The organism is Eubacterium sp. AF17-7, assembly GCF_003461285.1.
Taxonomy (GTDB): domain Bacteria; phylum Bacillota; class Clostridia; order Lachnospirales; family Lachnospiraceae; genus Eubacterium_U; species Eubacterium_U album.
Genome location: NZ_QTWU01000001.1, coordinates 448,145 through 460,875, shown reverse-complemented (window position 1 = coordinate 460,875; position 12,731 = coordinate 448,145). Strand labels below are relative to the sequence as shown.

The 12,731-nt window shown below is 31.2% G+C and carries 10 protein-coding genes; all 10 read right to left on the bottom strand.

The window, feature by feature from the left end; genetic code table 11:
• Nucleotides 1-7: 7 nt before the first annotated feature.
• Nucleotides 8-1,261, bottom strand: coding sequence for a CdaR family protein (locus DWW96_RS01965; protein ID WP_022089683.1), 1,254 nt, complete (start codon nt 1,259-1,261; stop codon nt 8-10).
• Nucleotides 1,218-2,114 carry a diadenylate cyclase CdaA gene (gene cdaA, locus DWW96_RS01960; protein WP_117908648.1) on the bottom strand — a complete coding sequence of 299 codons (897 nt, stop codon included), beginning with the start codon at nt 2,112-2,114 and terminating at the stop codon, nt 1,218-1,220. The genes DWW96_RS01965 and cdaA overlap by 44 nt, the downstream gene beginning before the upstream one ends.
• Before the next feature lie 37 nt (nt 2,115-2,151).
• Complete coding sequence (locus DWW96_RS01955) at nt 2,152-3,126, bottom strand: hypothetical protein (RefSeq protein ID WP_117908646.1); 975 nt, start codon at nt 3,124-3,126, stop codon at nt 2,152-2,154.
• Nucleotides 3,126-3,560, bottom strand: a complete 435-nt coding sequence (locus DWW96_RS01950; RefSeq protein ID WP_022089680.1) for a hypothetical protein — start codon at nt 3,558-3,560, stop codon at nt 3,126-3,128. The genes DWW96_RS01955 and DWW96_RS01950 overlap by 1 nt, the downstream gene beginning before the upstream one ends.
• A 162-nt stretch (nt 3,561-3,722) precedes the next feature.
• Nucleotides 3,723-4,679, bottom strand: a complete 957-nt coding sequence (locus tag DWW96_RS01945) for a glycosyltransferase family 2 protein (RefSeq protein WP_022089679.1) — start codon at nt 4,677-4,679, stop codon at nt 3,723-3,725.
• An 84-nt stretch (nt 4,680-4,763) separates the two neighbouring features.
• Nucleotides 4,764-5,801 (bottom strand): leucine-rich repeat domain-containing protein, encoded by a 1,038-nt coding sequence (locus tag DWW96_RS01940; RefSeq protein WP_117908644.1) that lies wholly within the window; start codon nt 5,799-5,801, stop codon nt 4,764-4,766.
• Between the two features lie 29 nt (nt 5,802-5,830).
• Nucleotides 5,831-6,670 carry a polysaccharide deacetylase family protein gene (locus tag DWW96_RS01935; protein ID WP_346432187.1) on the bottom strand — a complete coding sequence of 280 codons (840 nt, stop codon included), beginning with the start codon at nt 6,668-6,670 and terminating at the stop codon, nt 5,831-5,833.
• Between the two features lie 91 nt (nt 6,671-6,761).
• Nucleotides 6,762-7,823, bottom strand: coding sequence for a leucine-rich repeat domain-containing protein (locus DWW96_RS01930; protein WP_117908642.1), 1,062 nt, complete (start codon nt 7,821-7,823; stop codon nt 6,762-6,764).
• 530 nt (nt 7,824-8,353) lie between these two features.
• Nucleotides 8,354-10,492 carry a family 2 glycosyl transferase gene (locus DWW96_RS01925; protein WP_117908640.1) on the bottom strand — a complete coding sequence of 713 codons (2,139 nt, stop codon included), beginning with the start codon at nt 10,490-10,492 and terminating at the stop codon, nt 8,354-8,356.
• Nucleotides 10,493-10,555: 63 nt separating this feature from the next.
• Entirely contained in the window at nt 10,556-12,730 is a 2,175-nt protein-coding gene (locus tag DWW96_RS01920; RefSeq protein ID WP_117908638.1) for a family 2 glycosyl transferase, read from the bottom strand.
• Nucleotide 12,731: the final 1 nt, after the last annotated feature.

The window sequence follows — 12,731 nt, the reverse complement described above, 5'->3', positions numbered from 1 at the left end:
CCTCCATTTACTTCTTCGTAACTTTTACCTTTACAGACACTTTGTTCTTTAATGTTGTATTATTAGGTACCGTCAAAGAAACATCAACTGTTTTATTTGAATTAATACCTTTTAAATTTACAACTGCTTTAATATCATCTGGTGTAACTTTATCAAGTTCAGACTTAAGCCCTGTAAGCGATACACTAATTGAGTCACTGGAAATTTCTGCAATATATCCGCTTTCAATATTCTGTAATGATATGTCACTTTTGTTTATTTGAAATTTTTTTGTTTCCAACTTTTCAACTTTAACTGTTATTGTTGCAATAGCATTTGCCGAATCTGACACACTTACACCATCCGGTAAATACTTATTAAGATTTACTTCGACGTTAACCGTATCTTTTGCTCCATCAACAGAGATATCCTCTTTCGGAACTTTGATTGATTCTAGTGAATCTATCAGACTGTGCTTACCAACAAGCGTAACTTTTTGTGGTTCAAATTCTACCCCTGTAACTTCATATCCCTTTGCCGGTTTACCACTATATTCAACATCTACAGGAATTGTATTTCCCTTTAATACTTCAATACTTACTTTTGTCTTATTATAGTTCTTAGTTACATTAGTGTTTTTAATTGTATTTCCATTTTCATCATATAATTTAATTTTATATTTTTCTTCAAAACTCTGGCTTGCATTAGAAACATCTACAATAACTTTTGCTTTGTCAATCTTATGCTGTACTGATTCCGGTGCCGTTACAATAATATTATTTCTTGAGTTGCTATACCCTCCTAAATAATATCCCTTTGCAAGTTCTCCTGTAATTTCTACTTCCACAGGATACTGCTCGTCCACTAAATCTTCAACATCTACTGAAACTGCCTTTACTGACTGATTAACAATTGAAATCTTATTTTCTACATTTTTCTTATTAGCTGAAACTTCTACCTGAACTGAATTGGCAACTGAAATTTCATCTAATGGTGCAACAGCCGTAAAATCATCTGAACTCAACTCTGAAATTACGGATCTCTTTCCGGTTATAGTAACATTTAATGTTAATCTCTGGTCAACTTTATATACTTTATTCTGGTCTGTAATGGCTTCCTCATCTGTCAAATTTATTGGGATTCCATATATTGTTATTGTTTTAGTCGGGTCACTTAAGTTTACAACGGCAAGCCATATAAGTGCCGCGATAAAAACAGCCGCAATTTTTAACATAATATTATTTGTTATTGATTCTCTCAGTTTTTTCGTCACTGACTTCATTGCGCCTCCACCCTTTCTTCTTTTTGCTCTTTACTTCTTCCTTCGCCTGAACTTTTTTAAGTTCATTTTTCAAAGTTGCTGCATCTGCATATCGAATAAGTTTTCCATCTCTTGCAATAGAAATACTTCCTGTTTCTTCAGATACAATTACAACAACACTGTCAGATACTTCACTGATACCAACTCCGGCTCTGTGTCTTGTACCTAAATCTTTACTCAAAGATGTGCTGTTTGACAAAGGCAGATAACAAGTAGCTGCTGTGATTTTATCACCATCAATAATTACTGCTCCATCATGAAGCGGAGTATTCTTTTCAAATATATTAATGAACAACTGTCTGCTTATATCTGCATCAAGTCTTATTCCTGTTTCCTCGTATTCAGTCAAATCCTGCTCTTTTGCAATTACAATTAAGGCTCCTGTTTTTACTTTAGCAAGGTCGACTGTAGCTCTCACAATTTCTTCAATTGATCTGTCACTAAATCTATCACCGCCTGTATTACTTCCAAATTTAAAATATCTGGAAATGACATTTTTCTTACCTAATTCCTCTAATGCCTTTCTAAGTTCAGGCTGGAAAATGATTATAATTGCTATAATTCCAACACTTAACGTCTTATCTGCTATCCATAATATGGTCGTAAGGTTAAACAGTACTGCCGCAAACATAAACAGTACAATAACTATAATTCCCTTAAACAAAGTCCATGCCCTGCTTCTTTGGAACCATATCATAATGTAATATACAAGAACAGCAATAATAAATATTTCCACAATATCACTTGCATAAATCTTAGGCATTGTCAAATATTTGTCAGAAAAAATTCCTAAATATTCTTTTAATATGCTCATTTTATCACTCCTCTCTCATTACATTAACGTACAAATGTTAATTTTTATTGCTCTTTTTCTTAATTTTATTTTTATTGTGTTGTCTTTGGGCATTAATACGTTTTACATTCATCTCCGGTTCCGCAACATTAAGCTTAGGAACTGCTTTTACGTAATAATAATACTCATCATCTTCAAACTGTGTATGTTCAACTCTTGTATAATCCACAGAAAATACAAAGAATTGTAAAATAACTGCGATTACCAATGACAAGGCTGTTCCTATAACAAGCCATAATATTGAAACTTTTGTGTTTAATATTAAACTTCCTACAAGTAACGCTACAAATTCAACTGTTCCACCTATTAATATTGCTTTCATCCAAGCGTGGTCAATTGACTTTCTTCTAATCTCATAAACAATTAATAATACTATAGCAAAAACAACAACAGTTAATATCATTTCTTTATTTCCTGTTATCATAGAAACTACTGTTCCGATTCCTGCTGTAGAAGCTTTATCGGACGATATATTACTTATCGCTGTTTCATTTGTTTCAACTACATTTAAAATATAATAAACTATTGTTCCAAATGATACTGATACTATTGATGCAGGCGAACACATTAATCCTGCCACAATAGGTATGACATATGGAACTCTCAGGTAGAATGCTATAGGTATAAGTAATATAAACATCCCATCTCTTGATGAAAATCTAAAAAATAATAAGAACATTATTATCATTAATACCAATACTACCGCTGCAATTTCTAACGTCAAAGCATACAAATTAACAATCACCATACCTGAAAATACAACTACAATTAATGACCATGGTACAAATGAAAGTACTATTGCTGCCACTAACAACATAAGCCGGTTATCTAGTATCTCTAAATATCCTATATGACTATTTATAAGAGTAAAGGCAACAAATGTAACTAAGAACTTAATAACAGGTCTTACCAAAGCTCCATGTTCATTATAAAAATTTACTATCTTATCCTTTAAAACTAAAAAACCTGTCACTATTCCTCACCTCTCTCTTCCATGCTATTTATAATAGCGTCATATTCTTCTTCCTGAATCTTATGTAATACTTTTAATTCTCCATTATATTTATTAAGATTCTCTCTAATGGCAGAAAATTTCTTTGAATAATAAATATATGTAAATATCATATATACAACCGTAATTAAAATATAAAACATTACAATTAAAATCACTACTGCCATAAATGAATTCGTTGTCTTTAATCTTCCAATAAATGCATCAGCACTAAACATAAGCCATAAAGCCAACATCAGTGCATAGGCAATCGTTACGGCAACAAATGATTTAATCATCTTAATTGCCAAATAGTCGCTTCTATAATATTTACTATATTTTATCTCTGATTTAGCATTCTTCTGTTCATATAATGCTAATTTTGTCATTATGCTTATTTTTTCATTATTTAACATATAACTCTCCTAAATTTGAGTAATAATATCCACGATAAAATCGCCTACAATTATATCATAGTGACAAAATTATAACAACCTTCCTGTCATAGAGAATTTATGTTGAGAATCTGTATATTGTTACATTTTCTCCTTCCCTTAGACAAAAAGGTTGTTATTTCATCATTTATCTTCTTCTGTTGTCTCACTAATTATATATCTTGGTCTTGCCTTAACTTCCATATATATCTTTCCTATATATTCGCCAAGAATTCCCACACTTATAAGCTGTACACCGCCTAAAAAACATATTATGCTTGTCATACTTGCCCATCCTGCAACGCCATTACCTATGAAATGTACAATCAACGTCCATATTACTCCAATAAAACTTATTATTGAAACGAACATTCCAAGCGATGTTATTAATCTGATTGGCTTAATTGAAAGACTTGTTATTCCATCAATCGCTAATGCCAACATCTTTGATAACGGATAATGACTGTCTCCTGCAATTCTTTCATTTCTTTCATAAAATACACTTGTACTTTTAAACCCTACTAATGGGAACATTCCTCTTAAGAAAATATTTACCTCTTTAAAATTCTTAAATTCTTTAAGAACTCTATTCGATACAAGTCTGTAATCAGCATGATTGTATACAGTTTCTACGCCCATCCATTTAAGGAACTTATAAAATCCCTGTGCAGTTGCTCTCTTAAATACTGTATCTGTATCTCTCTTACTTCTGACACCATATACAATCTCACAACCATTCTGATATTCTTCTATCATTTCATTCATTGCATTTATATCATCCTGTCCATCGCAGTCAATTGATATAATCATATCGCACTTATCAATAGAATACATCATTCCAGCCAATACTGCATTCTGATGGCCCCTGTTTCTGCTCTGGCAAATTCCCTGATAATGTTCATCTTCCTTTGATAATTGCTTTATTATATCCCAAGTCTTATCTTTACTTCCATCATTTACAAATAACACTCTGCTTTTATCATCAATATATCCAATTTTAATAAGTTCATATATTTTATCTAAGAAAAGTTTACTTGTAATTGGTAAAACCTCTTCCTCATTATAACATGGTATTACTATGTTCAATATTGGTTTATTCATTATATCTCCTCCTAAATATACATTGTCCCTTCATTAGGTTATCGGCTATTAAAATATACCACATTATTCCATTATGAACAACGATTAGTCTGTTGGTATTTTCCATATTTCATATATATTTGGCAAACCAATTTTTGTGCTTCTAAAAGTCATGTCATCATATTTTGTATCTTTAGATTTGATTACTACCGTATCGATTGGATTACCTGCAAACGCCACACTTCCTATTTCTTTAACACTTTTAGGTAAGACCACAACATTTAATTTCATTTGGGCAAAAGCATGTGATCCTATTTTTTCTGTTCCTTCTTTTATTTCTAAATTACTAACTCCGGTTCCGCAAAAAGCTCCATCTTCTATTTCTTTTACGTATGACGGAATAATTATACTTTGTGAAAAACTGCTACATCTCCAAAAAGTATATAGAGGAACATACCCCAAATTATAAATAAACTCAATATTGTTTACTTTTTTCAAATTTGAATCCTCAATAAAAACGCTATCTTCCATCTTTCTTAATCCATTTGGTAAAGTTACTTCTTTTAACTGATGCAATTTCCCAAATGCACTTTTCCCTATTATTTCTACTCCATTACCTATATTTACTGATGTTATATATTGATTAACCTTTGTTTTCTCATCTAATATTCTAAAACAGTTCTTTTCTATTTTTTTCACTACTTTTCCTTCAATAAATTCAGGAATATTTACTTTAGAATTATCACATTTGTACTTAACAAGACTTACATATTCATCTCCATTTTCGTTGCAGATAATATATTTATACTGTCTTTTCATAGGTATTTTATTTTTTACCGTAACCTTTATTGTATTATATTTTTTATACTTTCCCTGCCTTTTAACGTAAATCGTTATGTAAGTACTTCCTTTTTTCTTTCCCTTTATAATCACGTTTTCACTACTTTTTGTTGCACTAACGATTTTTTTATTTTCTGTAACAATCTTATAACTTTTCTTTTTATCTAATATAGAGCCTTCAAATCTCATATTTCCTTTTTCAATTGTATATTCTTTATCATATTTAGTACCTGTTCCTGCATTTATAGGAATACACGGAACCATCATACATAAAAACAACATTATAAAAAATCTTTTTTTCATTGTCGTTTCCTCCTCTGTTATCTTTTAATTTACTTTATATCCTGTAACTTTCCAAATTTGTATCCCATGTCTTCCCATTTTTCTAGTAATTCATCTAATATTTCTCCATTCGTTGATGATGTGTTATGGAGAAGAACAATTGCTCCGGGATGTACTCTTGTCAATAGTTTACTAAATGCTTCTTCCTTAGTAGGCTGTGCATCCGTATTCCAATCTACATATGCAAGACTCCAGAAAAATGTTTTATATCCTAATTTCTGTGCCATTTTCAAATTATCAAAACTCAATTTTCCCTGAGGAGCCCTATAAAATTTAGTCATCTCTTTTCCTGTTATTTCTTTAAATTTATCAGACACCATTGAAAGTTCTTTTCCAAATTGTTCTTCTGACATTCCTATAACATTCGGATGATTAAATGTATGATTTCCTACGTTATGGCCCTCTTTTACCATTTGTTTTATCAAATCTTCGTTTTCATTTATGAAATGCCCTACTACAAAAAAAGTTGCCGGTACTTTGTGTTTTTTCAATGCCTTTAATATCGCCGGAGTATTTCCATTTTCGTATCCACAATCGAATGTTAAATACAATATTTTTTCATCACTCTGCGCCATATAATAAGCATCATATTCTTTTAGAGTATCTGCTGATTCCGTTCCTGTTGGTTTTGTTCCTTCAGCACCAAATCCTAATCCCCAATCGCCTGCATTTGCTACAGTTACGCTTTTCTTTGATATAATTCTGTCTTTTACCACCCCTATTCCTACACCAACAAAAAATGCTTCTGTAAATATAATTGCTACCGCTACACACTTAATAAATTTTTTCATAGTCAAATACCATTTTGCCATTATGATTATTTCGTACATTATATGCATTTAACCTTCTCACAATTGGCAAAAATCCTATGCACAATCTTTTATAAATTATACATAGGATTTTGTATTTTTATCACTATTTTTATTTGTAAATAACTTTTACATTTTTATCAAAAGCTGTAGTGCCAACACGTATATCCCCTGACTTAATAGTTACGGTTTTTAATTTACAGTTCTGAAATGCCAATTCACCTATAATTTTCATGGATTCAGGAATTTCTATCTTTGTTACATCAGAAGATGAAAATGCTCCCTGATCAATTATTTCTACGCCTTCCTCTAATATTACTTTTTTTACTCCTGCTCCATCAAACGCATATCTGCCTATTGTTTTTACATTTCCCGGAATAACTAATGGCTTATCGAGATCTAATGCTGATGAAAACATTCCGTCAGGAATTATTCCAAATCTGTATATAACTTCAAAATTTAATTTTTTTAATTTTCCACATCCTCCAAATTTTAAACCATCTAATGTTTCTAATGTCTCCGGTAATCTGATTTCTTTTATATTTTCCAACGGCCATACTATACACTGTACGCATGTAATCCCATCCTCAATATATAATTTTTCAATATCTTCCGATACACTTATTCCACTAAACTTATCTTTGGATTTCTTGCTTGTAAGAAATACTGAATCATCTAATTTTTTTACTGGTATTCCGTTAATATAAGCCGGAATTGTAACATCTGTCTCACATCCAATGTATCTTAAATCACTTATATAATCTGCCCCTGTCTCATCAGTTTTCACTGTATAAGTAAATTTATCATCTATCGGTATTTTTTTCTTTATTGTAACCTTACACTTTTTCAGAATGATTTTTCTTCCTTGTTTATCAGTTTTATATTTTGTGATTACCACAGTTCCTGTTTTTTTGCCCTTTACCAACCCATACTTGTTGACTGTTGCTATTTTAGGATTGCTGCTTTCCAGTTTATTTTTTTTACTATAAACAGTATAAAATCCGTATTGTTTTAAGCTTGCTCTGTTTCCCTTACCTATAACAATTTTATCTTTAACCCATACATAACTCTGTATGTTTTTCACTTTCTTTGCTGCGTATGTATTACCTGAATATAAAATAATTAAGCTTAACATTATTAAAGTATATGTTATTATTTTCCTCGTTTTTTTCATAACAACCTCCTTAATCCGGTATGCTTCTTGCAATTAATGGTGTTCCATTTGCAAATATGTATAGTTTTGCAGTTGCTCATTTTTATCAAATATTCTTTTATAGTTTTATTAGGAGTTTTTGTTAAGAATTATAATTAGATGTTTTTCACTCCCCTTTAAAACCAGTATTCAAATTTTTATATAATATATACTAGTTACATTTTCATATTAACATTTCATATTATTTGTGTCAATTAAGCATTGTATATTTTGTATATTTTAATACTCTTTATATTTGAATTTTTGTTTAATCCATACTAATCTGTATTAAAAAAAAACATCTACACAATATTCTTTTTTTAATAATAAATATTTGTGCAGATGCTTTTTTATTAAACTATTCTATTTATTTTTGTTTTAAAATTTGTTTTTCACTTAAATATATGCATATTTTATTAAACATTGCATAAACAAAACAATCTATTACAAAACTGCATATATTTAATATGACATCATCTGTATCAACCGAACGATAATTTATTCCAATAGCATTATTTAACCTTTTTCAAATACTCTTTCAGTATTTCATATGACTTTTTCAGTCTTGTGTGATAACTACTTTGTTGTTTTTCTTCAAATGGAATTGATTTTAATTCTATATTATCACCTGTTTTTCCAATACCTATATTTATTTCTTGTACATCTGTAAAATTAATGCTTCCTTCATTATAGAAATCGCCGATTACAGTTCCTTGTGTGCTGTTCATTACATTTAACAGATACCATGGAATTCTAAATTCCATTACATTATCTGATGTGTAATAGTCTGCAGTGTTATCAAATTTGTCACTGTCAGGGTCCGTAATTCCTGCTTTCAATAGTCCACTCTCATAAAATTGAGGTTCGATTGTTTTATTGTCATCAGGCAAATACATTTCGTTACTTGTAAACATTTGGATACGGACATATTCACCTGAATTTTTTACTGAATAATCATTGTCAAAATCAAACACGCCTTTACTGTAACCGTAAATATAATGAAAAGTACTGTAATACGAATCTGCAAGAAGTCTTGTTTCACCATTTTCGTCTATTTCTAATACAAAGTCTGTATTTTTGTCAAATGCAATATTTCTTGTATTATCTTTCTGACTTCCTACACCCAATGTTGAGATAGGAACATATATTTTTCCATCCGTTTTGCTTTTTAACTGCACAGCCAAATACAAATAACCTTCATCATATTTTGAATATAATTTGTACTCATCAGAGTCTATAATATTTTCACTATCTGACCATTCATCTAATTTTCCATCTATTTTACATATCTGATTTTCTCCCGGTTCTACTGCCACAATTCCATAGCCCTGCTCTGCCGACATAACATTTGGTGTGCGGCATTCAGGGTTTTCAGGTGCATATTTCACTGTGTTCCATGTTTGCTTAAACCATTCTTCCTGCCATGAAAAAATCATACTTCCGGCATAACCTGATTTATAAATTGAAGTCAATAGATTAGTCAGATATTCTCCCTGCTGCTTTTCTGTAAGTCCGCCCTGATTGTATCCTACTACACTTTCATGAGCAACTCCTCTTGAGGTTGGAAGCCCCACTTCAGCTACCATAACAGGTACTGTATATTCTTTTTTCAAATCAATCAAATAAGCTTCATACGGATTACTTTGTCCATTTGAATCTTTATAATCAACATATTCTTTTTGATGATTCATAAATTCCGGATAATACGGATATATGTCAAGCGCTGCAAATAAACCTGCTTTATATGATTCATTTGACTTAATATTTTCAGTGTTAACCGATACGCTGTCTTCTTCCTCAAACGGCTCATTGCTATGTTTTAGTGTATCTGTTGTCTGCCAGTTAAGAAACGCTACAGGTATCTGCATTTTATAGCTTTGTGTTTCGTAACTTATAAGTTTGTCTCCCATTTCACATAGAAAACTTTCAAATGGTGTAGCATCATTTGTATTTTCCAAATACTCTCCAAAATACGCTTTCCTATCCGTGTGGGAATTTGTATTCTGAACAAATTCTGCCGGCCATTCAAGTCCTAAAATATATCCTGCAACATATTTTGATATATCATTATGATATACTGCATTTTTAATATTTCCATACGAAGTATAATCACTATTTCCATGTATTATATCTATTGTTTCAGTTATATTTCTCTCAAAAGCATCTGCTACTATGTTATCAGCATCCAGTGCATCTGCCACATCGTACAGATAATCTTCATTAAACCATATTCCCTGAATAAGATATAACGGGCTTTCTGCTTTTTTGTTGTAATCGTAAAATGCCTGATAAAAATCCGGATTCATTATTGTAAATACTTTCACTGTATTTGCATTCATTTCACTTATCTGTTCAAACCATTCCATATAAGTTTCATAACTTACATCCGGATTGTTTAAATTAGTAGTAGCCAGAGTTAGTCCCATATTTACACCCTTAAGAATCACTCTGTTCCATTTCTTATTATCATTGTGATAAAAATAGTCTCCCTGCGCTACAAACTCTATGTTGTTGCCGTTGGTGTCAACATTTTCAATTGCTGTTTCTTTATCAGGGACTATATTTTTCTCACTTTTATTATCATTTTTTGAGCAGGAAACCGTAACTGTCATCATTGCAAATATCAACATTATTGATACTATTTTTTTCATTCAAATACCATATAATCAATATAACTTTAATTATATTTCCTTTCTTGCTTATATACTTAACACCTAGTCATTATATTTTTTCAAATTTTTCTGAAGCACATAGTATGCCGGTTTTAATCGTTCGTGGAAAGTTGGTGTTGTCCATGACTGATAATCATAGTTTCCCGTCAATTCTATATTTCCTGATTTTCCAAGTCCTACTGTTATGCCATTTAAATCTGTTGGCGTAATGCTTTGTGCAGTGTAAAAATCATCCATTATTTTCTTTGATGAAGGGTCCATGACATTTAATAACTGCCACGGAATTTTTATCTCTAATTTTCCATCTTTATAAATAAAATCTGCTAACGACTGGTAATCATCTGATGTAGGATTTGCATTGCCATAGGTAAGCTTTCCTGTTTCAAATGATTTAAAGCCTACTTTTTCTTTCGTTGTTGGAATTTCTAATTCATATCCATAACACATATTCATTGGAATAAATTTTCCTGTATTTTTCTGTTGCAAATCATCAGTAACATCAATCATTCCATATTGCACTCCATACTGATATGTGAATGCATCATAATACTGATCACAAACAATTCTGCTGTTATCTTTCCCATTAATTGAAATCACGAAATCAGCCTGCTTATCAAATGTAATACCTGCATCAGCATAACTATCATTTCCCTGATTATTTTTTATATCTATCGGTATATATAATGTATCTGAATTGAAATTGTAATCCGATGTATCCACCATAAAATATACATACTTTTCATCACTCTTCATATACAATTTCCCTAAGCTGTTTTCAACTATAGGAGTATCATTACCCCATTCTGATACATCACCATCAACATAACTTATGCAGTTATCTGTTCCCGGGTCAAATGTCATTAAACCAAAGCACTGTTCTGTTGTCTGAGGATTTGACCAGAAAGGTCTTTCATCTGCAATGTCAAAATTAACATTATTCCAAGTTCTTTTAAACCATTCATCCTGCCATGTAAACACCAGACCTCCGGCATAATTACATTTGTAAATAGAGTCAAATAAATCTATTAAAATATCACCCTGTTTTGTTTCATCTATTTGTCCCTGATTATATCCCATAACACTTTCATGCCCCATGCCTCTTGAAGTAGGCACACCAAATTCAGCAACTAAAATAGGCATCGAATGTACAGATTTTAAATCTTTTAAATAAGCTTCATAAGTATTTACTTTTCCACTGTCATCGCGGTATGCCAAATAATCTCTCTGATAATTCAAAGAATCCGGATAATATGGATAAATATGATATGAAAGATACATTTTAGATAAAAATGTGTTCTTATATTTTACATTTTCAAAATTTACTGTTACTGAATCTTCATCCGGATGTGGCTCATCTTCATGAGTAAGAGGGTCATTTGTAACCCAGTTTGAAAAAGCTACAGGTGCCTGCCATTTATACTCTTTTGTTTCTCTTTCAATTACTTTATCTCCAACCTCACAAAGAAATGCTTCAAATGTTGAGGCTCCCTGTGTGTACAAATAATCTCCGTCATAGTTTATGTTATCCGGATTTGAAACATTTGTATTTTCGACTAATTTAGGGTCCCATTCTATACCAATAAGCCATCCTGCAAGCCATCTTGAAACATCAGCAGTATATGTGCCCGAAGCATATCCTGAACGTTCAGGCAAAGTGATATTTCCATGAATTATATCCACCATATTTAACGCATCTTTTGTAAATTCTGTTTTTATTTTTTCATTTTCCGCATAAACATCACCATATGTTTCAATATCTTCTTCGTCCATCCACACACCCTGAATCAGATATAACGGATCATCATTATCAATATTGTAATCATATAATGCTCTGTAAAAATCAGGACTAAGTGCTGTATAAACACGTATTACATTTGCATTCATCTCTTTTATATATTTAAACCATCTTAAATACGTGTCATATGATATTGTCAAGTCTCCCGGGAAAAGTCCCGGTTCAGTAGCACCTATATTTACTCCTGTAATAAATATCTTTTTCCATTCATTATCTTCGTAATGATAAAAATAATCTCCCTGTGTTCTAAAGCTATAGTTTATATTATTTTCACTTGCACATTCAAAATCTAATTTATTCTGTGTATTGTCACTTTTTTCAAATGAAAATCTGTTAATTCCTATCACCTGCAGCCAGCCCATTTGCACCATAAAAGCCAGTACAAGCAATGTTGAAATAACGGAAATTATTACTTTTTTCATA